Origin of the sequence: Lonsdalea populi, from assembly GCF_015999465.1 — a bacterium.
In the GTDB taxonomy this organism is placed as follows: Bacteria; Pseudomonadota; Gammaproteobacteria; order Enterobacterales; family Enterobacteriaceae; genus Lonsdalea; species Lonsdalea populi.
The window spans coordinates 1,103,421-1,125,577 of the sequence record NZ_CP065534.1 but is presented as its reverse complement, the minus strand read 5'-3'; the positions used below and the strand labels follow the sequence as shown (position 1 = coordinate 1,125,577).

Genomic DNA, 22,157 nt, shown 5'->3' with positions numbered 1-22,157 from the left:
GCGATCGGGCTGCCAAGAACTCAAACAGGTATTCCTCCACATGAACCAGAGTCTGCTCGTTACCAAACGCGATGGCAGTAAAGAACGTATCAATCTGGATAAGATTCACCGGGTTATCACTTGGGCCGCCGAAGGGTTGCACAACGTGTCGGTTTCACAGGTTGAGCTGCGCTCCCATATCCAGTTTTACGACGGCATCAAAACCGCCGACATTCATGAGACCATCATCAAGGCCGCAGCAGACCTGATTTCCAAAGAAAGCCCGGATTATCAATATCTGGCCGCCCGTCTGGCTATCTTCCACCTGCGCAAAAAAGCGTATGGACAGTTCGAGCCGCCCAAGCTGTACGATCATGTAGTGAAAATGGTCGACATGGGTAAATACGACCGCCACCTGCTGGAAGACTACACGCGGGAAGAGTTCGCCCAGATGAACGATTTCATCGATCACTGGCGCGATATGAACTTCTCTTATGCCGCCGTGAAACAGCTGGAAGGCAAATATCTGGTACAGAACCGTGTGACCGGCGAGATCTATGAGAGCGCCCAGTTCCTGTACATGCTGGTGGCGGCCTGCCTGTTCTCGGGCTACCCGCGTGAGACGCGACTGGACTACGTCAGACGCTTCTATGACGCGGTGTCATCCTTCAAGATTTCTCTGCCGACCCCGATCATGTCCGGCGTCCGCACCCCGACCCGCCAGTTCAGCTCCTGCGTCCTGATCGAGTGCGGCGACAGCCTGGACTCTATCAATGCGACCTCCAGCGCTATCGTAAAATACGTGTCTCAGCGCGCAGGCATCGGCATCAACGCCGGGCGTATTCGTGCGCTGGGCAGCCCGATCCGCGGCGGCGAAGCCTTCCACACCGGCTGCGTGCCGTTCTACAAACACTTCCAGACGGCGGTGAAGTCCTGCTCTCAGGGCGGCGTGCGCGGCGGCGCGGCAACGCTGTTCTACCCGCTGTGGCATTTAGAAGTCGAAAGCCTGCTGGTGCTGAAAAACAACCGCGGCGTTGAAGGCAACCGCGTTCGCCACCTCGACTACGGCGTGCAGCTCAACAAGCTGATGTACCAGCGCCTGCTCAAGGGCGAAGATATCACCCTGTTCAGCCCGTCCGACGTGCCCGGCCTGTACGACGCCTTCTTCGTCAACCAGGAAGAGTTCGAACGTCTGTACGTCAAGTACGAGCAGGACGAGAGCATTCGCAAGCAGCGCATCAAAGCGGTCGAACTGTTCTCGCTGATGATGCAAGAGCGCGCATCTACCGGCCGTATCTATATACAAAACGTCGATCACTGCAACACCCACAGCCCGTTCGACCCGCAGATCGCGCCGGTACGTCAGTCCAACCTGTGCCTGGAAATCGCGCTGCCGACCAAACCGCTGAACGACGTGAATGACGAAAACGGCGAAATCGCGCTGTGTACGCTGTCCGCCTTTAACCTCGGCGCCATCGACAGCCTGGACGATCTGGAAGAGCTGGCGACGTTGGCCGTGCGCGCACTGGATGCGCTGCTGGACTATCAGGACTACCCTATTCTCGCCGCAGAACGTGGCGCGATGGGCCGCCGCACGCTGGGTATCGGCGTTATCAACTTCGCCTACTATTTGGCGAAGAACGGCGTCCGTTACTCCGACGGCAGCGCCAACAACCTGACGCACCGCACCTTTGAAGCCATTCAGTACTACCTGCTGAAAGCCTCCAACGTGCTGGCGCGCGAGCAGGGCGCCTGCCCGTGGTTCAACGAAACCACCTACTCGCAGGGCGTACTGCCGATCGACACCTACAAGCGCGATCTGGACACCATCAGCAACGAGCCGCTGCACTTCGACTGGGAAGCGCTGCGCCAGGACATCAAAACCCACGGTCTGCGCAACTCCACGCTGTCCGCGCTGATGCCGTCCGAAACGTCGTCGCAGATTTCCAACGCCACCAACGGCATCGAACCGCCGCGCGGCCACATCAGCGTGAAGGCGTCGAAAGACGGCATTTTGCGTCAGGTCGTGCCGGAGTATGAGCGCCTGAAAGGCCAGTACGAACTGCTGTGGGAAATGCCGAACAACGACGGCTATCTGCAATTGGTGGGACTGATGCAGAAATTCGTCGACCAGGCGATTTCGTCCAACACCAACTACGATCCGTCGCGTTTTGCATCAGGCAAAGTGCCGATGAAACAGCTGCTGAAAGATCTGCTGACGGCCTACAAACTCGGCGTCAAAACGCTCTATTATCAAAATACCCGTGACGGCGCCGAGGATTCACAGGATGACCTGCTGGACGTCGCCGCGCAGGATGATGGCTGCGAAGGCGGCGCCTGCAAAATCTAACGCCGTGCGCGAAAGGATTTTCATTCTGTCGAATGATCGTTTCGTCATCGCCGGGTTATCAGTAAACTCACTAGAAACTGCCGTCTTCCGGACGGCAGTTTTCTGATTTTCTATGACGGACACGCAGTCCGTCCGAGATCGCCGCAAACGGCGTTGAAAAATGCTCCGGCCTTTTTTTGGAGATACCATGGCCTATACCACTTTTTCACAGAACAAAAATAATCAGCTGCTGGAGCCGATGTTCTTCGGCCAGCCGGTTAACGTGGCGCGTTACGACCAGCAGAAATACGAGATTTTCGAAAGGCTGATAGAAAAACAGCTCTCCTTTTTCTGGCGCCCTGAAGAAGTCGACGTCTCCCGCGATCGCATCGATTATCAGGCGCTGCCGGATCACGAGAAGCATATTTTCATCAGCAACCTGAAGTATCAGACGTTGCTGGACTCCATTCAGGGGCGTAGCCCGAACGTGGCGCTGCTGCCGCTCATTTCGATTCCAGAGCTGGAAACGTGGGTGGAAACCTGGGCGTTTTCCGAGACCATTCACTCCCGCTCTTACACGCATATCATCCGAAACATCGTCAACGACCCGTCTCTGGTGTTTGACGACATCGTCACCAACGACGAAATCCTTAAGCGCGCCAAAGATATCTCCGGGTACTATGACGATCTGATCGAGATGACCAATTACTATCATCTGCTGGGTAAAGGGACACACCAGGTGAACGGCAAGACCGTCGAGGTCAACCTGTATCAGTTGAAAAAACAGCTGTACCTGTGTCTGATGAGCGTCAACGCATTGGAAGCGATCCGTTTTTACGTCAGCTTCGCCTGCTCGTTCGCCTTTGCGGAGCGCGAACTGATGGAGGGCAACGCCAAAATCATCAAGCTGATCGCCCGCGATGAGGCGCTGCACCTGACCGGAACGCAGCATATGCTGAATCTTTTGCGTTCAGGCCATGACGATCCGGAAATGGCGAAGGTGGCGGAAGAGTGCCAGCAGCAGAGCTACGACCTGTTCGTACTGGCTGCGCAGCAGGAAAAAGAGTGGGCGGAATATCTGTTCCGCGACGGCTCTATGATCGGTCTCAACAAAGATATTCTGTGCCAGTACATCGAGTACATCACCAATATCCGCATGCAGGCCGTCGGGCTGCCGCTGCCGTTTGAAACCCGCACCAACCCGATTCCGTGGATTAATGCCTGGCTGGTTTCGGACAACGTACAGGTTGCTCCGCAGGAAGTCGAAGTCAGCTCCTATCTGGTTGGACAAATCGACTCGGAAATCAATGCCGACGATCTGAGCGACTTCCAGCTGTAAGCATGAGTACGCCAACCATCACCCTGCGCACGTCCGGTGCGCAGTTTGAGTACAGCGAAAAGGAAAACGCCACATTGCTGGAGGCGTTAGAAACGCAGCGGGTCAACGTGGAGTACCACTGCCGCTCAGGCTACTGCGGCGCCTGCCGCATGCGCCTTCTCAAAGGCGAAGTCGCCTATGCGCAGACGCCGTTGGCGTTCTTTCTGCCGGACGAGATTCTCCCCTGCTGCTGTAAACCGCTTAACGACGTCGAGTTGGATATCTAGCCAGCCGGTTCGCGCCGCTGGCACTTTCCATCCACCACCACGCCCTTCTCTGCAGGCTCCTCGTGTTCGTCCCCCGAATTCTTCTTGATGACGCCAGACCGACATACGCTGGCTGATGCAAGACGTCTCTCACGCCGTCGTTAAGACTGATGCCCTACTCTCCGCTTTCACGTAGGCGCGACGACGGAAAATCAGAAAACAACGTTAGCGCAGCAATGACTTAACCGCACGCGACAAGAAACACACAAAGTCCTCCTATAACATTGTCTTATTTCACTTATTACACCGCCAGCTGTCACCCCGGTAAGCAGCGACGCCGACGGTCGGAGATAAAGCCATGAAAATCCCGCCTCATCGCGCCATTTCGTCGCGCAAATTGGGTTACACTTGTCGGATAAAACATTAGAGAGAGTGAAGTCAATGCTAACTTTTATTTTTGTGATTATTATCGTTGCGCTGATCATCGTCTGGTCCGGCATTAAAATCGTCCCTCAGGGCTACCAGTGGACGGTGGAACGCTTTGGACGTTATACCCGCACGCTCATGCCCGGCCTCAATCTGATCGTTCCTTTCATGGACCGAGTGGGCCGTAAGATCAACATGATGGAACAGGTGCTGGAAATTCCGTCTCAGGAAATCATCTCTAAGGACAACGCCAACGTCACCATCGATGCCGTATGTTTCATCCAGGTCATCGACGCCGCGCAGGCCGCCTATGAAGTCAGCAATCTGGAACTGGCCATCATCAATCTGACCATGACCAACATTCGTACCGTGCTGGGTTCGATGGAGCTGGACGAAATGTTGTCTCAGCGCGACAGCATCAACACCCGCCTGCTGCACATTGTGGATGAGGCCACCAACCCTTGGGGGATTAAAGTCACCCGTATTGAGATCCGCGACGTTCGTCCGCCGGCAGAGCTGATTGAAGCCATGAACGCTCAGATGAAAGCCGAGCGAAACAAACGCGCCGATATTCTGGAAGCCGAAGGCGTGCGTCAGGCGGCCATTCTGAAAGCCGAAGGGGAAAAACAGTCGCAGATTCTGAAGTCCGAAGGGCAGCGTCAGTCCGCCTTCCTGGAAGCCGAAGCCCGCGAACGCTCCGCCGAGGCCGAAGCCCGTGCGACCCAGATGGTGTCTGATGCCATCGCCGCCGGGAACATTCAGGCTATCAATTACTTTGTCGCGCAGAAATATACCGACGCATTGCAGAACATCGGTTCAGCCAATAACAGCAAAGTCATCATGATGCCGCTGGATGCCAGCAACCTGATGGGCGCTATTGGCGGGATCAGCGAACTGATTAAAGAGAGCCAGTCCGGCCGGAAAGCCTGATGATGACCGATATGCTGATGACCTATGCACGCTGGTTCTGGCTGACGCTTGGCGGCCTGCTGCTCGCAGCGGAAATGCTGGGCGCGGGCGGGTATCTGCTGTGGAACGGCATTTCCGCGCTATTGGTCGGCATACTGGTTTGGCTGCTGCCTCTGGGGTTGCCGGCGCAAGGCGTCGCGTTTGCGCTGCTGACCGTGCTCACGGCGTGTCTGTGGTGGTATTGGCTACGCCGGCAAACGCTGCGCAGCCCGGCTTCTACGCTCAATCAGCGCGGACAACAGTTAGTGGGGCGCAAGGCTAATCTGAGCGAGCCCGTCGTCAACGGGCTGGGGCGCATCACCCTTGACGATGGCAGTTGGCGAGTCACGGCCGACGGCGATCTACCCGCGGGAACCCCGGTCGAAATCATTGAGGTGGTAGGTATTACGCTGCGCGTTCGCCCGCGGACCGAGTAGTGTTACCGTCCCCTTGTCGCGCAGACCGCTTCTGGCTGGCCGCTCGACAGAAGGCCTTAAGGCTGTCTTCAAGACCCTCCATCGTCTGTTGGCGATGGCGCATTTTCATCACGCCCTAATCAACGTCGCCTACGCGTGTCGCCGTCATTTCATCAGCGTCTGACCAAGTTTCTTACCCGGTTTTGGAGAGTTCCAGCGCGAGTGCCCTCGGCCCATACGACACTCACAACCGGCTTACCGCCTCACACCGCTGCCCGCCGCAATTACCGATACAACTTTGCCCGCGAAGCGTTTAGCATAACGTATTGATCATCCGGAGATAACGCTATGAAGCCCTTATTACGCCGCATCGCTACGTTCCTCGGCCTGATCTCTCCGCGCAGCGGGGGCTATCCCGCGGTCGATATTACACTCGCCAATCATCGCTATCATCTGGTCGGCAGTATTCATATGGGGACGGCGGATATGTCGCCGCTGCCGGACGCGCTGCTTAAACGGCTGGACTCGGCGACGGCGTTGGTCGTCGAGGCGGATATTTCAGACAGCGGCTCGCCCTTCTCCTCGACTGAAGAAGCGCCGCCGCTGTCTGAAAGACTGGACGCCGAGGCACTCGATCGGCTGCAACAATGTTGTCATTCGCTGGCACTCAGCTACGATAGCCTCGACCGTCTACCTGCCTGGCAGGTCGCGTTGATGTTGCAGGCCAGACAGGCAACCTCGCTGGGCCTGCGCCCGCAATACGGCATTGATTATCAGTTGATCCACATCGCCCGGAAGCGCGGCTTGCCCATTATCGAACTTGAGGGCCAACAGGCGCAGGTCGAACTGCTTGAGCGGCTGCCCCGCGGCGGACTGCCTCTGCTGGAAGATACCCTGATCCACTGGCACAGCAACGCACGCCTGCTGCAAACCATGATCAACGGATGGCTGGATTATAAAACCCTGCGCATCGACAATTTGCCCGACAGCTTCGGCAACGCCATGTCGGAAATATTGATTCGGCAGCGCAATCGATGCTGGCAGCAACGGCTGACGGCATTACCCGAGGGAAACTATGTGATCTCGGTAGGCGCGCTGCACCTGTTTGGCGATGATAATTTGCCCGCCCTACTGCGGGCGCACTCATTTTGACAGTATGTAAGGACAGAAATCATGACACCCGCAGTCAAGCTGCTTGAGAAGCACAAAATCAACTTTACTCTGCACAGCTATCATCACGACGCCGATGAAACCAATTTCGGCGAAGAAGCTGCGTGTAAACTTGGGGTCGATAAGCAGCAGATATACAAAACGCTGCTGGTCGCGCTGAACGGCGATGCTAAAAATCTGGCCGTTGCGGTAACGTCGGTAGCGGGTCAGTTGGATCTGAAAAAAGTGGCTAAAGCGTTCGGCGCCAAAAAAGCGGACATGGCCGATCCGCAGCTGGCCCAGCGCGTTACCGGCTATCTGGTCGGCGGCATCAGCCCGCTCGGGCAGAAAAAGCGCCTGCCGACGACCATCGACATCGCCGCAGAGCCGTTCGACACCATTTTTATTTCCGGCGGCAAGCGCGGACTGGACATTGAACTGGCGGCCTCAGATTTGAGTTCGCTGCTCGACGCTGGCTTTGCCGATATCGCCAAGCGCGACTGACGTTCGCAGAAGCGCATAACAAAACGGGCGACGCCGGTTTTCACCCACGTCGCCCGTCGTTCATCGCAACACACGAACTTAGTGATAAACGATCTCGCCTTTCGGCGCATAATCCGCCGGATTCAACGGCGAATGTTGCGCGATATACTCTTTAAGCACTTCAGCGTCGACAAAGCCGGTATTTACGAAATCTGAACGCTTGCTTACAACCGGATATCCGTCCCCACCGTCGGCATTAAAACTCAGCGTCGCTACCCGATAGACCTTGTCCGCCTGCAGCGGTTCGCCCTTAATCTTGACGTTTCCAACGCCGGTGCCATCGGCTTCCAGGCTGACGTTGAGGAACTGGGCGTAAGCACCGGCATCCACCTTGAAGTTCGCTACCGTCGCCAGATACTGCTCGACTTCACGGCCTTTCATCTCGACATATACCACCGTATTGCCAAAGGGCTGTACCTGCAAAATCGATTTATAGGTGATATCTCCCGCTTCAATGGAGTCACGTAGGCCGCCGCCGCTCATCACAGCGAAATCTGCATTCGTACGGTCCACGATCCCAGAAAGCACCACGTGGGCCAGATCGGTCTGTTCAAAACGCACTTTGCTGCGATCCCCTTCCAGACGTCCCAGCGTGCTGCCGATTTTCACCTCCAATTGGGCGCGACCTTTCTCCTGAAACGGCGTCAGCAGTTTCAGCATCTCGGGGTTCTGCTCGATCTCCTGGGTGTAATACGCCCTTTCGACCTTGCCGTCCTCCCGGGTCACGCGCTTTTTCAGGTTGATGGGTATCAATTGGTAGTGTTTCAGCGTCAGTTTGCCGTTGCGGTACGTAAAATCGGCGCGGCCGACGTATTTCCCCCATTCGTGCGCCTGCACAATCCACACGCCTTTCTGACGGTCCGGCGTGCAAGGCGTGCCGGGCACATAGTTCGCTTCTTTCTTATTCCGGCTCGCCATACATACCGGATCCTGAGAGTGACCTCCGACAATCATATCCAGATAGCCCGCCGGCAGGCTGCGCGCCATCTCCACGTCGCCGGGAGCGTTGTTGCCGTGCTGCCCGTCATCGTAGTGGCCCATGTGGGTCGCCGCGATGATGATGTCCGGTTTCTCCCGGCTGCGCAGTTCTTCCACCACCTGCCGAGCCTCTTCGGCCGGATTGCGGAATTCCATGTCGGTAAAGAACTCCGGATTGCCGATTTTGGCCGTATCATCGGTCGTCAGGCCGATAACCGCGATTTTCAGCCCTTGTTTGTCGAACAAACGATAAGGCGTAAACAGACGCTGTTGGGTGCTTTTCTGATAAATGTTGGCGGAAAGCAGCGGGAAGTTCGCCCATTTTTCCTGCTGGCGCAGGACGGACAGCGGATTATCGAATTCATGGTTACCGATGGCCATGGCATCGTAGCCCACCAGATTCATACCACGGAAATCCGGCTCGGCATCCTGCAGGTCGGACTCAGGCACGCCGGTGTTGATATCGCCGCCGGACAATAACAGCAGGCTGCCGCCTTTTCGCTGCACTTCGCGCCGGATAGCATCCACAACCGTTTTTTGCGCCGCTAAGCCGTATTCACCGGCATCGTTTTGCCAGAAGCGACCATGATGATCGTTGGTATGCAGAATAGTGATGTTATAGGTTTTATCTTTTTCCCACGCCTGCGCAAAAGTCGATGCCAGCGCTAGCGTCAGTGCGATCGCAAAGCCCAGCGCCTTCCTAGAAAAATCCATGGCAAATCTCCACAATTAAATATTAAAAATACTTATAATAAAGTGTATTTATCGCCTTTTAGGCGTTATTTACTGCCAAAAAAACGGGCATTACGTTAACATAAGTTAACTTTTGGCTTTTGACCATCATCACTGCCAAGAGAAAATCGGTTATAGCAGCGGTTGATGTCGGTAGTGAGACGTTGTGCGAATAACACCTGTCGGTTTTGGCTTTTGCAAAAAAGACGTTTTAGATGAAATTCTCGCCGTCCCCCCCATAAATGACTATTTTGTGGCATAGTAGATACATGCGGCAAATATAAACAGGCTGATAACTGCGCTACTTAGCCATAAAGGCGGCATTTATGCTTTTTTTTATGATTTTTATTCTTCTATATCAACTATGAAATCTAATTATCATAAAAAAAGGCACATTCCACTTCATAAGCTGCCGGGGGCCAGCATTTCTACAAAAAATTCTCATTGCCCCACTCTGGCTTTATTTATATAAATTGATTTATCTGTTTGTCACATAAGCGCACAAGTATAGAGGCAGAGCCAGCGATAACAAGGGCTGCCAGGGTTCAAGAGTCGCAGGCTCCAGCCCGGACGATGCAAGGCTCAGGAACATCCGCTCACTCACTTTACCCTAGCAAAGGAGTCGGAATGCATGATACCACCCCGTTAATTTCCACAATGGCCGCAGGACTGGTCCTTGCCTTTCTTTTGGGTATTTTGGCACATCGCCTGCGAATTTCACCTTTGGTCGGCTACCTGCTGGCGGGCGTTTTGCTGGGTCCATTTACCCCCGGTTTCGTCGCTGATACCAAGCTGGCGCCGGAAATCGCCGAGCTGGGCGTGATTCTTTTGATGTTCGGCGTCGGCCTGCACTTCTCTTTACGTGATCTAATGGCCGTCAAATCGATCGCCATCCCAGGCGCTATCGTTCAGATCGTCGTCGCGACGCTGCTCGGACTGGGGCTCTCCTCGCTGCTGGGCTGGAGTCTGCAAAGCGGGCTCGTGTTCGGGCTATGTCTGTCCACCGCTAGCACCGTCGTGCTGCTGCGAGCGTTGGAAGAACGCCAGCTTGTCGACAGTCAGCGAGGCCAGATAGCCATCGGTTGGCTGATAGTAGAAGATCTGGCGATGGTACTGACGCTGGTACTACTGCCCGCCTTTAGCGATATGCTGGGGTCCGAAACGGCCGACACCAATAAACTGCTCAAGGATCTGGCTTTGACGCTGGGTAAAGTCATCGCCTTCATCACCCTGATGGTCGTCGTCGGTCGCCGCCTGGTGCCCTGGGTGCTGGCGAAAAGCGCCAGTACCGGCTCCCGAGAGCTGTTCACATTGGCTGTGCTGGCCATGGCGCTGGGTATCGCCTTCGGCGCGGTCAAGCTGTTCGATGTCTCCTTTGCGCTGGGCGCATTCTTCGCCGGCGTCGTACTGAACGAATCCGAGCTGAGTCAGCGCGCCGCCCACGACACTCTTCCCCTACGAGATGCCTTCGCGGTGCTGTTCTTCGTCTCGGTCGGGATGCTGTTCGACCCGATGATCCTAATCAACGAACCGCTGGCCGTCCTGTGTACGCTGCTCATCGTCGTCTTCGGCAAATCGCTGGCGGCCTTCGCCATCGTCAGGCTGTTCGGTCATTCGAAACGCACGGCGCTGACCATTTCCGTCAGTCTGGCCCAAATCGGTGAGTTCGCCTTTATTCTGGCTGGACTGGGGATCTACCTTGGTCTCCTCACTGAAGACGGCCGCCACTTGGTGCTGGCCGGGTCGATTCTGTCCATTATGCTCAACCCGCTGTTGTTCTCGCTGCTGGAGCGCTATCTGGCCAAGAACGAAACCATTGAAGAACAGATTGTGGAAGAGGCTATCGAAGAGGAAAAACAGATTCCGGTGGATCTATGCGACCACGCCTGCCTGGTGGGCTACGGCCGCGTCGGTAGTCTGATCGGCGCTCAGTTGCATGAATCCGGCATACCGATGGTGGTGGTTGAAACCTCCCGCGCACGAGTGGACGCGCTGCGTGAGCAGGGCATCAAGGCGGTATTGGGCAACGCGACCAAACCTGAGATTATGGATATCGCCCGCCTCGACTGCGCACGCTGGCTGCTGCTGACCATTCCCAACGGCTACGAGGCCGGTGAAATCGTCGCCACCGCCCGCGCCCGGCGTCCGGATCTCGAAATCATCGCGCGCGCGCACTACGACGATGAAGTCAGCTATATCGCCGAACACGGTGCCGATCATGTGGTGATGGGCGAAAGGGAAATCGCGGATACCATGATTACCATGCTGAACATTACCCCCGACATGCCGGCGAGGGAGTGTCCAATTTAACAAACAGGGCTCAGGCGCAGTCACCCGCATGGCCCGAAGCTAGCGCAGATAAAAAAATGCCAGACGCAGTCTGTAATGCCGGTCAGTTAAGGATCGGTTGGCCGATCCAGTGGCTGTGTAAGAATCCGGAAATGCTCACCCATTTCCGGATTTTTTTATGCGCATTGGACAGGCTCCTGATCTGATATCCCGTTACGATTCTCTGCGTAACCCGCTGACTTCTCTGGGTGATTATCTGAACCCGGAACTCATTTCCCGCTGTCTTGCCGAAGCCGGCACAGTCACCCTGCGCAAACGTCGTCTGCCGCTGGAAATGATGGTCTGGTGTATCGTCGGCATGGCCCTTGAACGTAAAGACCCCCTCCATCAGCTTGTTAATCGGCTGGACACTTGCTGCCGGGCAGTCGTCCCTTTGTCGCACCCAGCGCTGTGATCCAGGCCCGTCAGCGTCTGGGAAGCGAGGCCGTCCGCCGCGTGTTCACGCAAACAGCGCAGCTCCGGCATAACGCCACGCCGCATCCGCACTGGTGCGGCCTGACCCTGCTGGCCCTCGTTGGTGTGTTCCGGCGAACGCCGGACACGCCAGAAAACGAAATCGCCTTCCCCCGCCAGACGCATGGCGGGAAACCAGGACTCTACCCGCAGGTAAAAAGGGTCTGTCAGATGGAGCTGACCGGCCATCTGCCGACGGCAGCTGCCTTCGGCACAATGAAAAACAGCGAAAATGAGCTCGCTGAGCAACTTATAGAGCCAACCGGAGATAACACCCTGACGTTAATGGATAAAGGCTATTACTAACTGGGGCTGTTAAATGCATGGAGCCAGGCGGGAGAGCACCGCCACTGGATGCTTCCTCTCAGAAAGGGAGCTCAGTATGAAGAGGTCAGAAAACTGGGTAAAGGCGACCATCTGGTGAAGCTGAAAACCCGTCCACAGGCACGAAAAAAGTGGCCGGGTATGGGAAATGAGATGACAGCTCGTTTGCTGACCGTGACGCGCAAAGGAAAAGTCGTCCATCTGCTAACTAATCTGGTGAGACATCAGATGATTAAAATGGCGGGACATCTGAAAGGATACTGGCCGAATCAGCTGAGCTTCTCTGAGTCATGCGGAATGGTAATGAGAATGCTGATGACCCTGCAGGGCGCTTCACCGGGGCGGAGCCCGGAGCTGATGGGTGATCTTGAAAGTATGGGGCAACGGGTAAAGTTACCGACAAGAAGGGAAAGGGCCTTCCCGAGAGTGGTAAAGGAGAGGCCCTGGAAATACCCTCAGCCCCGAAAAAGGGCCAGTCAGTGGCTTAACTGACTGGCATTACAGACGCAGTCTGGCGTTTTTATGTCTAGCTCACGCCCTACGAGCTCCTCAGGGGGCGCTGACCAGCTGTTCCAACAGGTCGATATGCAACGGGTCATCGTTCAGCGCAGGAATATAGTTAAACCGCGCCCCTCCCGCGTGCAGGAAAATTTCCCGGTTTTGTTCCTGAATTTCCTCCAGCGTTTCCAGACAGTCGGCGGCGAATCCGGGACAGATAATTTGAATATCCTTCACGCCCTGGGCACCTAATGCCCGCATGGTTTCATCGGTATATGGCGTTAGCCAAGGCTCACGTCCGAAACGCGACTGGAAGGTCATCATTACCCGGTCCTGAGGTAATCCCAGCGCCGCGGTCAGCGCTGCCGTCGTGGCGGCACAGCGTAGCGGATAATCATCGCCCTCATTGGCATAACGCTGAGGAATGCCGTGGAATGACATCACCAGCCGCTCAGGCATGCCATGCTCGGCAAACGAGGTTTCTACGCTGTGCTTCAGCGCGGCGATGTAAGCGGGGTGTTCGGCATAGTCGCGAATAAACCGGATGCCCGGCATCCGTCGCGTGGACTTCATGAGGTTAGCGAGGCCATCCCACACCGCGGCGGTCGTAGAACAGGAATATTGCGGATACAGCGGCAGGACGGTCAGGGATGTCACCCCTTGCGCCATCAGGTTTTCCAACGCGGAACGCAGACTAGGAGAACCGTAACTCATCCCCAGCGCCACCGGCGTGCCGGACAGGCGCTCAGCCAAAGTTTTTTCCTGACGGCGGCTGAAGACCAACAGCGGCGATCCCTCCTCCATCCATACGGACTGGTACAGCTTGGCCACACGGGGTGACCGGAACGGCAAGATAGCGCCGCGTAAAATTAGCGCCCACAGTAAGGGGTTCACATCGACAACGCGCCTGTCGCTGAGGAACTCGGCCAAATAGCGCTTCACCGCCTGGGGGGTGGGCGCATCAGGCGTGCCCAGATTGACCAACAGCACACCGTGTTTTTCTTCTTTCATTGATGCATTCCTCATTCCGACTGCGGGCTGGATTTCCGCCCTTCATTCTGGATCAGGCGCTTATTGTAGCTAAAAACCGGCCCGAGTCGGGACCGATAGCGAGGTTAGTACCGATATCAACAATCGCCAGAAGCAATGCCGGCGAAATACACGCCGCTATCTGCGTCATTACGCCGAACGACGGGCATAAAAAATGCCAGACTAAGTCTGGCAGTGTTCTTTTCGCGCGATAGCCTCCACAGGCGATGTCACTTAACCCAGAATGCGAGCCAACTCGTCGCTGATGTCGCTCACGCTGCGGGTGCCATTCAGTTTGCAGTATTGTGTGTGACCGGCATCGGCTTCTTTCTGGTAATAGCTGACCAGCGGAGCCGTCTGCTGATGGTACTCGACCAGACGTTTACGTACTGTCTCTTCCTGATCGTCTTTACGGGTAGTCAGATCTTCACCGGTGACGTCGTCTTTGCCTTCCACCTGCGGAGGATTGAATTTGACGTGGTAAACACGGCCTGACGCCGCGTGTACGCGACGGCCGACGATGCGCTCGACAATGAGTTCGTCCGGTACGGCGAATTCCAGCACGTAGTCAACGTTGATGCCGGCGTCTTTCATGGCATCGGCCTGAGGGATGGTCCGCGGGAATCCGTCCAAAAGGAAACCATTGCGGCAATCGTCCTGAGCGATGCGTTCTTTGACCAGAGCAATGACGAGTTCGTCAGTCACCAATTTGCCCGCATCCATGATCTCTTTTGCCTGTTTACCCAGCTCGCTGCCGGCTTTTACCGCAGCACGCAGCATGTCACCCGTGGAAATCTGCGGAATGCCATACTTTGCCATGATGAACTGAGCCTGAGTGCCTTTGCCTGCGCCCGGAGCGCCCAGCAGAATAATACGCATCGCGTAGATCCCCTCGAAAATTTAAACAAAATTAAAAAAACGCTAAACCATACCACTCCGTACCGCCATCCTCAAGGAACGGGCTCGGTTCAGCCGTCGTCCGATCGGAAATAAATGGAGGTCGCGCCTGCAAAAAAAAAGCCCCGGAGAACCGGGGCTGAAAGAACAGATATTAGGCCGTCAGCAGTTGGTTCATACGACGGATAAACTGGTTAGGATCTTCCAGCGTACCGCGTTCGGCGAACAACGCCTGATCCAGCAGCAGCTCGACCCACTCGCCGAACTGAGCGTCGTCGGTGGTGTCAGACGCGCGTTTGACCAGCACATGGTCCGGATTCAGTTCGAAGATGTATTTCACTTCCGGGGCCTGCTGGCCAGCGGCGGCAAACAGTTTCGCCATCTGCGTGCCCATTTCGTCGGCACCCGTGGTGACGATAGCAGGGGTATCGGTCAGACGATGCGTCAGACGCACCTCTTTCACGCGATCGCCCAGCAGGCTTTTGACTCGATCGACAAACGGTTCCAGCGCTTTTTCCGCTTCTTTCTGGCTTTCGTCGGCATCATCCGCCAGCTTATCCAGCGCTTCGTCAGCCTTGCTGACGGACTGGAAGGATTTACCGTCAAACTCGGTCAGGTAGCTCATCATCCACTCGTCGATGCGATCGGACAGCAGCAGCACCTCGATGCCTTTCTTACGGAACAGTTCCAGATGCGGGCTGCTCTTGGCGGCGGCATAGCTGTCGGCGGTGATGTAATAGATCTTGTCCTGTCCTTCCACCATGCGACCGACATAGTCTTCCAGCGAGACGGTCTGCGCCGCGCTGTCGGTATGGGTAGAGGCAAAACGCAGCAGTTTAGCGATGGTTTCGCGGTTTCCGCCGTCTTCCGCCGGACCTTCTTTCAGTACCTGACCGAACTGCTGCCAAACCGTCTGATATTTTTCGCTGTCGGTTTTCGCCAGGTGTTCCAGCATTTGCAATACGCGTTTGGTCAGCGCGGTACGCAGGCTGTGAGTGACGCGGTTGTCCTGCAGGATTTCCCGCGATACATTCAGCGGCAGATCGTTGGAGTCGATAAGACCGCGCACGAAACGCAGGTAGTTCGGCATAAATTGTTCTGCGTCATCCATGATGAAAACGCGCTGGACGTAGAGCTTCAGGCCATGTTTATGATCGCGGTTCCACATGTCCCACGGTGCCTGAGAAGGGATATACAGCAGACTAGTGTACTCCTGCTTCCCTTCCACACGGTTGTGGCTCCAGGTCAGCGGATCGGCGAAGTCGTGAGAAATGTGTTTGTAGAACTCCACATACTCTTCGTCGCTAATATCGGATTTATTACGCGTCCACAGCGCCTGAGCCTTGTTGATTTTCTCCCAGGTGACGGTTTTTTCCCCACCTTCTTCTTCGCTTTCCGTTTCGTTTCGAATTTCTACCGGCAGGGCGATGTGGTCGGAATATTTGCTGATGATGGAGCGCACACGCCAGGTATCGAGGAACTCGTCTTCACCTTCACGCAGGTGCAACGTAATTTCAGTACCACGTTCAGGCTTGTCGATATCGGCGATGGTGTAGTCGCCCTCACCCTCGGATTCCCAGAAAACGCCCTGATCGGCGCCGGCACCGGCGGCACGGGTACGAACGGTGACTTTGTCAGCGACGATAAACGCGGAGTAAAAGCCCACGCCGAACTGGCCGATCAGTTGGCTGTCTTTCACCTGATCGGAACCCAGCGATTCCAGAAACGCTTTGGTGCCGGATTTGGCGATAGTACCAAGATTCTCGATCACCTCTTCGCGTGACATCCCGATACCGTTATCGGAGATGGTCAGCGTGCGTTTTTCTTTGTCGGTGGACACGCGGACACGCAGGTCGCCGTCGCCTTCATAAAGATCGGGAGTGGATAACGCGCGAAAACGCAGTTTATCCGCCGCATCTGACGCATTGGAAATCAATTCACGCAGGAACACTTCCTTGTTGGAATACAGTGAATGGATCATCAGGTGCAGTAATTGCTTCACTTCAGACTGGAAGCCGCGGGTCTCTTGGCCTTTCATACTCATTATGACTCACCTCAAAACGTGTTTTATTCAGGCTGATTTATTCTCAGATAAGCAACAGGTGGGGTCAGACATGGAGATTTCAAGGGGGAATGATTGCGCTCAGGCGCAAAAAACGCGGAATAAAGTGCGACTGCCGATATTTTCGGCAGCCGGACAGTCAGAACTTGAAGGGGTGGCGTCCCGCCAGCGAATGCGACAGCGTCGTGCCGTCCACCATTTCCAACTCGCCGCCTACCGGCACACCGTGGGCGATGCGGCTTGCCATCACGCCATACTCGGCGCATAGCTCGGCAATGTAGTTCGCGGTGGCGTCGCCTTCTACCGTCGGATTGGTCGCCAGAATCACCTCGCGGATACTCTCCGTTTCCAGTCGCTCTTCCAGTCGACTCAGGCCGATATCATCCGGACCAATGCCGTCCAGCGGCGAGAGGTGCCCCATTAAAACAAAGTAGCGGCCGGCGAACTGGCCGGTTTGCTCGATGGCATGAATATCGGCCGGACTTTCCACCACGCAGATCAGGCCGTTTTCCTGACGACGGACGTTCGCACAGATGTTGCAAACGTCCTGCTCGGTAAAGGTACGGCAATTTTCGCAGTGGCCAATTTCCGACATGGCGCGAGTCAGCGCCTGAGCCAGTTTCATCCCGCCGCTGCGATCGCGCTGCAGCAGGTGAAAAGCCATACGCTGGGCTGATTTAGGCCCTATGCCGGGTAAACAGCGCAGGGACTCCATCAGTGATTCAAGAAGCGGACTGGTTTGCATCAGAACGGCATCTTGAAGCCCGGCGGCAGCTGCATCCCGCCAGAAACTGCGGCCATTTTCTCTTTCTGCGTTTCCGCAATGCGGCGCGCCGCATCGTTGAACGCAGCCGCGATCAGATCTTCCAGCATGTCTTTGTCGTCTTCGAGCAAGCTGGGATCCAGCTCAACGCGACGGCAGTTGTGCGCGCCGTTGATGGTGACTTTGACCAGTCCGGCACCGGATTCCCCAGTGACTTCCAGATTGGCAATTTCTTCCTGAGCCTGCTGCATTTTTTCCTGCATCTGCTGAGCCTGCTTCATCAGATTGCCTAAACCGCCTTTACCAAACATATCGTTCTCTCTATCACTCGGGCTGCTACAGCAGCAGTTAAACGGGTCGGATACTGTCTTCATCCAGCTCTGCGTCAAAGAATCGCCGCAGCGTCTGAATGTTATTATCCGTCATGATCGACTGACGCGCCTGCGCCAGTTTTTCTTCATAAATGGCGTGTCGCCACTCCAGCGGCGTCCGAACCGCCGAGTTATCATCTTCAGAGACCGTCAGCGCGATATCGCGCCCATAATACGCCGATAGCGCCGACGCCAGAGTCTGCTGCGCCGCGCTGGTGTTAAGATGACGTTGAGACGAACGCAGATGCAGATGAATCTCGCACTCCGCCGGTCTCTCTCTGAACGCGTTAAGCGCTAACTGCTGCACCAATTTCGGCAGCGTCAGATGGTCGATTTCAGCCGCCCACTCATCGCGCGTTTTGGCTTCTTCCGCCAACCGGGCGACCAGCTCCGGCGTTTTCTCATGTTCCAATGCGGAGCGCAGCGCCTTCGGCGTCGCAACTTCCACTTTTTGTTCCTGCGGAACCGTATTCTGTGCCTTCCAGCGGTAGGCTTCCGGCTTCTTCGGTTCGCGTTTTTCTTCTGCCTTCGACGCCATCCGCTTCTGACCGCGCTCGCTTACTGAGGCCAATCGTTCCAGCGCTGACGTCCCCGGCCGCACTCTTCCTGACGCTGCCGGTTCAGACTTTTTTGGAGGAGGCGTTCCCTGTTTCTGTAACAGCTGGCTGCGCGCCTGCAACAGCTGCGCAGTCGTGTCCGGTAAATGGCTCGCCGTCTGTAGAGCGGACGCCGGCGACTGAGCGGGCTCCGCCTGCTGCGGAGGTGATTGCGTCATCTCGTCGGACGGCATGGCCGCAGCCTGACGAACCGGCGCCACCGGCGTATTGGCCGTGTTCGTCGGCGTCTGCGGGGCGGCTACCGTTGCCGCGACGGTGACGAGCGTGGGCGCTTCGATCACCTGGCTGGGATGAAACGCCAGCGCGCGCAACAACGTCATTTCAACGCCCATTCGCGGGTCCGGTGCATAGGCCAGCTCTTTGCGGCCAATCAACAGGGTCTGATAATAGAGCTGCACTTCCGCAGGGGGAACGACGCGGGCCAGTTCCCGCAGGCGAGGCGCCACGCTGCTGTACTCATCGCCCAGCGCCGAAGGCAGCATTTGCACCATCGCGATACGATGCAGCAAGGTCAGCGTTTCCACCAACAGCGTTTCCCAATCCACGCCGCGCGAGGCCGCTTGTTGCAACAAGGCCATCACCTGTGCGCTATCGGCTTTCACCAGCGCCTCTATCAACGCCAGCGGCTGCTCGTCGTCCAGCGTTCCCAGCATCTGGCTGACCGTTTCGGTTGTGACCTGCCCTTGACCGATAGCGATAGCCTGGTCGGCCAGAGAGAGCGCATCACGCAGGCTACCTTCCGCCGCACGCGCCAGCAGTTGCAATGCACGCGCCTCGGCGGGCAGTTGCTCTTCCTGCAAGACGTGCTGTAGATGGGCGCGAATTTGTTCCGCATCCAACGCTTTGAGATGGAACTGCAGGCAGCGCGACAGAATCGTCACCGGGAGCTTTTGGGGATCGGTGGTAGCCAGCAAGAATTTGACGTGAGACGGCGGCTCTTCCAGCGTTTTGAGCAGCGCATTGAAGCTGTGGCGGGAAAGCATGTGCACCTCATCAATGAGGTACACCTTGAAGCGGCCGCGCGCCGGAGCGTACTGCACGTTGTCCAGCAGGTCACGAGTATCTTCGACTTTCGTGCGGGAAGCGGCGTCGATCTCAATCAGATCGACAAAACGGCCCTGCTCGATCTCAAGGCAGTTCTCGCACTTGCCGCAGGGCGTTGCCGTGATGCCGGCCTCACAGTTCAGTCCTTTCGCCAGTAGACGCGCGATAGTGGTCTTCCCCACCCCGCGGGTGCCGGAAAACAGATAGGCATGGTGGATCCGGCCTAGCGAAAGACCATTAGCCAGCGCGGTCAGGACATGTTTCTGACCGACGACATCGGCAAAGGTTTGAGGGCGCCACTTACGGGCAAGAACCTGATAGCTCATCAATACCGCAACAGTTGAGTTATTGAGGTGGTGATGCTAACACAGTCTCGTCGCCATCGGCGAGACTGTTGTGCTTAATGACCGGGGAAGTCGACCAGGCTGAAACACTGTACGCCCATGGCTTCCAGGCGCTGCTGACCACCGAGGTCAAACAGGTTGATGACAAAGGCAGCGTCGGTAACTTCGCCGCCTAACCGACGGATTAGCTTTACCGTCGCTTCAACGGTTCCGCCGGTCGCCAGCAGATCGTCGATAATCAGTACTTTATCGTCGGCAGTAATGGAGTCTTCGTGGATCTCCAGCGTATCGGTGCCGTATTCCAGCTCATAACTTTCGCTCAACGTTTTGCGCGGCAATTTTCCGGGCTTGCGTACCGGAACGAAGCCGACGTTCATCGCCAGCGCCACCGGCGCACCGAACAGAAAGCCACGCGCTTCGGTTCCTACGACTTTAGTGATGCCAGCATGACGATAACGCTCTGCCAGGAGGGAAATGCTGGCCGCGTAGGCCTGCGGATTTTCCAACAGGCTTGTGACGTCACGGAACAGTATGCCCGGCTTTGGGTAGTCGGGAACGCTCTTGATACTGTTTTTAATTAATTCTGGCTGTGTTACGGTCATAATCCTGTGCCTGATAAAACAATCTGTTCAGTGAATAACGGACGCCCGGTGTCGCTCTGGCGGCCATCACGCATCCTTCGCCGGAAAAGGAATAGAGGCGGGACGCGCACGAAAACGCTCAAATCTAGTCAAACTGGCTGACAAATGCAACAGCCCTGCATCTGGTCGCTTACTTTTATTGCTCCCGATCAACCACCGGCAGACGCAACATGAAGATCAGCAGACAGGCCATTATTACCAGTAACAACCCCCTGACCCACAGAATATTGACCATCCATATCGATACTGCGAAAGTGGCGACGATCGCCATAACCGCTTTGGCCTTGACGCCCGGCGGTAAAGCCCGGTGCTGTTGCCAATGCCGTAAATAACCGCCGAACCACGAGCGATGCAACAACCAGTAGTGAAAACGCGGCGACGATCGGGCGAAACACCAAGCGGCCAAGAGCAGAAACGGCGTGGTGGGCAAAAGCGGCAGCACGACGCCCAGCGTCGCCAGCACGACGGCAAGCCATCCCAGCACGATTAAGATCATCCGATACATACACAACACTCCCGCTGATAGGCACCGCCAAATGCTTGCCCACATATAGTAACGGGCACAACGCCGATTTGACCATCCCGGAACAGGGTCGCAAATGACAATAAAGGAGGTATTATGGCATCACGTTTAACCCACCGTTGTTCTGTGCTTGGTTCATGTTCGATTGCGCTATTCTTACCCCAATTTGTCTATTTTTAGCGGCTGAAACGACTGATGAGGGAGTTATCGAGGCACAAAAAACCGATAATCTACCGACCATCTTATGCGACCACACGCTGTGCGAATTGAAAGCGGCGCAAAATGCGGCGCACCAGACGACGATTTTAAATTTCATAGCGGCAAGCCCCGTGTTTAACGGCGGCCGCCTCTGAGTTTCACCGCTTGATGAATGGGGCAACCGAATGAGCACCTCTACGCTATTGCAAACGCTAGACTATCAGATCGCCAGCCTGGGCGAGCAGATAGCGCCGGTGATAGGGATGACGACGGCTCGTTCCCGTTTCGACCGCCAGCTGTTCGGCTGTTATGGCACACGTTTCGGCGACTATCTGGCCGAAGTGAAGCAAAATCACCAGCACCTGCGGCAATATGTCGCCGAGAATCGCACCGACCGAGTGGCCTATATGGCCGAGAAACTGCTGGCCCAGATTACCGCGCTGCAGCGTGAGCTGGGGACCTGGAAAATGCGGCAACAAAACCCTGCCGCCCCACCGCCGCCCGCCGATCTTTACCACAAGCTGGCGGAGCATCAAGGCTATGAACGGCGTTTGATCGCGATGATTCAGGATCGTGAACGTTTACTTATTAAGCAAACCGCATTTGACGAGCAACAGCGGTTGCAAAAAGAATTGGCGGCGCTGGAAGGCCGGCTGGCGCGGTGTCGACAGGCGTTAACGCGTTTGGAGCGTCAGATTGAAAGACGGGAACTAGGTTCCTAAAACTCGTTGCTCGCGGTGATATCTGCTATATCTACACGCTGATTCCGAGCGAACGGGAAGGTGAACCCACTATGTCACTGGAAAATGCAGCACCTGAAGTCAAACTGGCGGTGGATCTCATCATGTTGTTTGAGACCAACCAGATTGAACCCGAGGTGGTGCTGGCCGCACTCGACATTGTACGTAAGGATTATCTGCACAAATCTCAGGGACAGGGCGATCTCTCAGCCGACTAGCG

The 22,157-nt window shown here is 56.0% G+C and carries 20 protein-coding genes, 1 pseudogene and 1 other annotated feature; of the genes and pseudogenes, 12 read left to right on the top strand and 9 right to left on the bottom strand.

Annotation, left to right across the window (positions count from 1 at the left end; translation table 11 throughout):
• Window positions 1–40 precede the first annotated feature (40 nt).
• The 7 genes from nrdA to ybaK all read left to right on the top strand — a co-directional run bounded on the left by nrdA (window position 41) and on the right by ybaK (window position 7,335).
• On the top strand, window positions 41–2,329 hold the full coding sequence (gene nrdA / locus I6N93_RS04995) for a class 1a ribonucleoside-diphosphate reductase subunit alpha (RefSeq protein ID WP_085687121.1): 2,289 nt from the start codon (window positions 41–43) through the stop codon (window positions 2,327–2,329).
• Between the two features lie 187 nt (window positions 2,330–2,516).
• Window positions 2,517–3,647: a class Ia ribonucleoside-diphosphate reductase subunit beta gene (nrdB, locus tag I6N93_RS04990; RefSeq protein WP_085687146.1), complete on the top strand. Its 1,131-nt coding sequence runs from the start codon at window positions 2,517–2,519 to the stop codon at window positions 3,645–3,647.
• Window positions 3,648–3,649: 2 nt separating this feature from the next.
• Window positions 3,650–3,913, top strand: coding sequence for a class I ribonucleotide reductase maintenance protein YfaE (yfaE, locus tag I6N93_RS04985; protein ID WP_085687123.1), 264 nt, complete (start codon window positions 3,650–3,652; stop codon window positions 3,911–3,913).
• Window positions 3,914–4,333: 420 nt separating this feature from the next.
• Complete coding sequence (locus I6N93_RS04980; RefSeq protein WP_085687125.1) at window positions 4,334–5,248, top strand: SPFH domain-containing protein; 915 nt, start codon at window positions 4,334–4,336, stop codon at window positions 5,246–5,248.
• Window positions 5,248–5,703: an NfeD family protein gene (locus I6N93_RS04975; RefSeq protein WP_085687127.1), complete on the top strand. Its 456-nt coding sequence runs from the start codon at window positions 5,248–5,250 to the stop codon at window positions 5,701–5,703. The genes I6N93_RS04980 and I6N93_RS04975 overlap by 1 nt, the downstream gene beginning before the upstream one ends.
• 327 nt (window positions 5,704–6,030) lie before the next feature.
• The gene (locus I6N93_RS04970) at window positions 6,031–6,834 is read left to right on the top strand and encodes a TraB/GumN family protein (protein WP_085687129.1); all 804 of its coding nucleotides are present in this window, start codon (window positions 6,031–6,033) and stop codon (window positions 6,832–6,834) included.
• A gap of 21 nt (window positions 6,835–6,855) precedes the next feature.
• A complete protein-coding gene (ybaK, locus tag I6N93_RS04965) occupies window positions 6,856–7,335 on the top strand; it encodes a Cys-tRNA(Pro)/Cys-tRNA(Cys) deacylase YbaK (RefSeq protein WP_085687131.1) in 480 nt (159 codons plus the stop codon).
• Between the two features lie 78 nt (window positions 7,336–7,413).
• Here the strand turns inward: ybaK and ushA are convergent, their stop codons facing one another.
• Window positions 7,414–9,066, bottom strand: a complete 1,653-nt coding sequence (gene ushA / locus I6N93_RS04960) for a bifunctional UDP-sugar hydrolase/5'-nucleotidase UshA (protein ID WP_085687133.1) — start codon at window positions 9,064–9,066, stop codon at window positions 7,414–7,416.
• Window positions 9,067–9,711: 645 nt separating this feature from the next.
• Between ushA and ybaL the strand changes: the two genes are divergently transcribed.
• Together ybaL and I6N93_RS04950 are read left to right on the top strand one after the other, a co-directional pair.
• A complete protein-coding gene (gene ybaL, locus I6N93_RS04955) occupies window positions 9,712–11,394 on the top strand; it encodes a YbaL family putative K(+) efflux transporter (RefSeq protein WP_085687135.1) in 1,683 nt (560 codons plus the stop codon).
• 157 nt (window positions 11,395–11,551) lie between these two features.
• Window positions 11,552–12,698: pseudogene (locus I6N93_RS04950) on the top strand (IS4 family transposase).
• 61 nt (window positions 12,699–12,759) lie between these two features.
• Here the strand turns inward: I6N93_RS04950 and hemH are convergent.
• From hemH to I6N93_RS04910, 8 genes are all read right to left on the bottom strand, one after another.
• Complete coding sequence (gene hemH / locus I6N93_RS04945) at window positions 12,760–13,719, bottom strand: ferrochelatase (RefSeq protein WP_085689914.1); 960 nt, start codon at window positions 13,717–13,719, stop codon at window positions 12,760–12,762.
• 252 nt (window positions 13,720–13,971) lie between these two features.
• Window positions 13,972–14,616, bottom strand: a complete 645-nt coding sequence (gene adk / locus I6N93_RS04940) for an adenylate kinase (RefSeq protein WP_085689912.1) — start codon at window positions 14,614–14,616, stop codon at window positions 13,972–13,974.
• Window positions 14,617–14,788: 172 nt separating this feature from the next.
• A complete protein-coding gene (gene htpG / locus I6N93_RS04935) occupies window positions 14,789–16,672 on the bottom strand; it encodes a molecular chaperone HtpG (RefSeq protein ID WP_176222573.1) in 1,884 nt (627 codons plus the stop codon).
• Window positions 16,673–16,835: 163 nt separating this feature from the next.
• On the bottom strand, window positions 16,836–17,441 hold the full coding sequence (gene recR, locus I6N93_RS04930; protein ID WP_085689908.1) for a recombination mediator RecR: 606 nt from the start codon (window positions 17,439–17,441) through the stop codon (window positions 16,836–16,838).
• Window positions 17,441–17,770 (bottom strand): YbaB/EbfC family nucleoid-associated protein, encoded by a 330-nt coding sequence (locus I6N93_RS04925; protein ID WP_026738860.1) that lies wholly within the window; start codon window positions 17,768–17,770, stop codon window positions 17,441–17,443. The genes recR and I6N93_RS04925 overlap by 1 nt, the downstream gene beginning before the upstream one ends.
• Before the next feature lie 37 nt (window positions 17,771–17,807).
• Window positions 17,808–19,817: a DNA polymerase III subunit gamma/tau gene (dnaX, locus tag I6N93_RS04920; protein ID WP_085689906.1), complete on the bottom strand. Its 2,010-nt coding sequence runs from the start codon at window positions 19,815–19,817 to the stop codon at window positions 17,808–17,810.
• Window positions 18,417–18,481: a sequence feature (DnaX frameshifting element), on the bottom strand. It overlaps the preceding gene by 65 nt.
• A 74-nt stretch (window positions 19,818–19,891) precedes the next feature.
• Complete coding sequence (gene apt / locus I6N93_RS04915) at window positions 19,892–20,437, bottom strand: adenine phosphoribosyltransferase (protein ID WP_085689904.1); 546 nt, start codon at window positions 20,435–20,437, stop codon at window positions 19,892–19,894.
• Window positions 20,438–20,612: 175 nt separating this feature from the next.
• Window positions 20,613–20,981 carry a DUF454 family protein gene (locus I6N93_RS04910; RefSeq protein WP_085689902.1) on the bottom strand — a complete coding sequence of 123 codons (369 nt, stop codon included), beginning with the start codon at window positions 20,979–20,981 and terminating at the stop codon, window positions 20,613–20,615.
• Window positions 20,982–21,136: 155 nt separating this feature from the next.
• Between I6N93_RS04910 and miaE the strand changes: the two genes are divergently transcribed.
• The 3 genes from miaE to rsmS all read left to right on the top strand — a co-directional run bounded on the left by miaE (window position 21,137) and on the right by rsmS (window position 22,155).
• Window positions 21,137–21,352: a tRNA isopentenyl-2-thiomethyl-A-37 hydroxylase MiaE gene (gene miaE / locus I6N93_RS04905; RefSeq protein ID WP_085689920.1), complete on the top strand. Its 216-nt coding sequence runs from the start codon at window positions 21,137–21,139 to the stop codon at window positions 21,350–21,352.
• A 30-nt stretch (window positions 21,353–21,382) separates the two neighbouring features.
• Complete coding sequence (gene priC / locus I6N93_RS04900; RefSeq protein ID WP_085689900.1) at window positions 21,383–21,919, top strand: primosomal replication protein PriC; 537 nt, start codon at window positions 21,383–21,385, stop codon at window positions 21,917–21,919.
• 71 nt (window positions 21,920–21,990) lie between these two features.
• Window positions 21,991–22,155: a pleiotropic regulatory protein RsmS gene (gene rsmS / locus I6N93_RS04895; RefSeq protein WP_085689898.1), complete on the top strand. Its 165-nt coding sequence runs from the start codon at window positions 21,991–21,993 to the stop codon at window positions 22,153–22,155.
• The last annotated feature ends 2 nt before the right edge of the window (window positions 22,156–22,157 follow it).

What these genes read in the sequence shown, in the direction of transcription:
- I6N93_RS04975 (WP_085687127.1), top strand. Translation starts at nt 5,248, where the DNA reads ATGATGACCGATATGCTGATGACCTATGCACGCTGGTTCTGGCTGACG.
- ushA (WP_085687133.1), bottom strand. Translation starts at nt 9,066, where the DNA reads ATGGATTTTTCTAGGAAGGCGCTGGGCTTTGCGATCGCACTGACGCTA.
- ybaK (WP_085687131.1), top strand. Translation starts at nt 6,856, where the DNA reads ATGACACCCGCAGTCAAGCTGCTTGAGAAGCACAAAATCAACTTTACT.
- I6N93_RS04980 (WP_085687125.1), top strand. Translation starts at nt 4,334, where the DNA reads ATGCTAACTTTTATTTTTGTGATTATTATCGTTGCGCTGATCATCGTC.
- nrdA (WP_085687121.1), top strand. Translation starts at nt 41, where the DNA reads ATGAACCAGAGTCTGCTCGTTACCAAACGCGATGGCAGTAAAGAACGT.
- miaE (WP_085689920.1), top strand. Translation starts at nt 21,137, where the DNA reads ATGTTCGATTGCGCTATTCTTACCCCAATTTGTCTATTTTTAGCGGCT.
- htpG (WP_176222573.1), bottom strand. Translation starts at nt 16,672, where the DNA reads ATGAAAGGCCAAGAGACCCGCGGCTTCCAGTCTGAAGTGAAGCAATTA.
- apt (WP_085689904.1), bottom strand. Translation starts at nt 20,437, where the DNA reads ATGACCGTAACACAGCCAGAATTAATTAAAAACAGTATCAAGAGCGTT.
- adk (WP_085689912.1), bottom strand. Translation starts at nt 14,616, where the DNA reads ATGCGTATTATTCTGCTGGGCGCTCCGGGCGCAGGCAAAGGCACTCAG.
- ybaL (WP_085687135.1), top strand. Translation starts at nt 9,712, where the DNA reads ATGCATGATACCACCCCGTTAATTTCCACAATGGCCGCAGGACTGGTC.
- recR (WP_085689908.1), bottom strand. Translation starts at nt 17,441, where the DNA reads ATGCAAACCAGTCCGCTTCTTGAATCACTGATGGAGTCCCTGCGCTGT.
- I6N93_RS04925 (WP_026738860.1), bottom strand. Translation starts at nt 17,770, where the DNA reads ATGTTTGGTAAAGGCGGTTTAGGCAATCTGATGAAGCAGGCTCAGCAG.
- I6N93_RS04970 (WP_085687129.1), top strand. Translation starts at nt 6,031, where the DNA reads ATGAAGCCCTTATTACGCCGCATCGCTACGTTCCTCGGCCTGATCTCT.
- priC (WP_085689900.1), top strand. Translation starts at nt 21,383, where the DNA reads ATGAGCACCTCTACGCTATTGCAAACGCTAGACTATCAGATCGCCAGC.
- rsmS (WP_085689898.1), top strand. Translation starts at nt 21,991, where the DNA reads ATGTCACTGGAAAATGCAGCACCTGAAGTCAAACTGGCGGTGGATCTC.
- I6N93_RS04910 (WP_085689902.1), bottom strand. Translation starts at nt 20,981, where the DNA reads ATGTATCGGATGATCTTAATCGTGCTGGGATGGCTTGCCGTCGTGCTG.
- hemH (WP_085689914.1), bottom strand. Translation starts at nt 13,719, where the DNA reads ATGAAAGAAGAAAAACACGGTGTGCTGTTGGTCAATCTGGGCACGCCT.
- dnaX (WP_085689906.1), bottom strand. Translation starts at nt 19,817, where the DNA reads ATGAGCTATCAGGTTCTTGCCCGTAAGTGGCGCCCTCAAACCTTTGCC.
- nrdB (WP_085687146.1), top strand. Translation starts at nt 2,517, where the DNA reads ATGGCCTATACCACTTTTTCACAGAACAAAAATAATCAGCTGCTGGAG.
- yfaE (WP_085687123.1), top strand. Translation starts at nt 3,650, where the DNA reads ATGAGTACGCCAACCATCACCCTGCGCACGTCCGGTGCGCAGTTTGAG.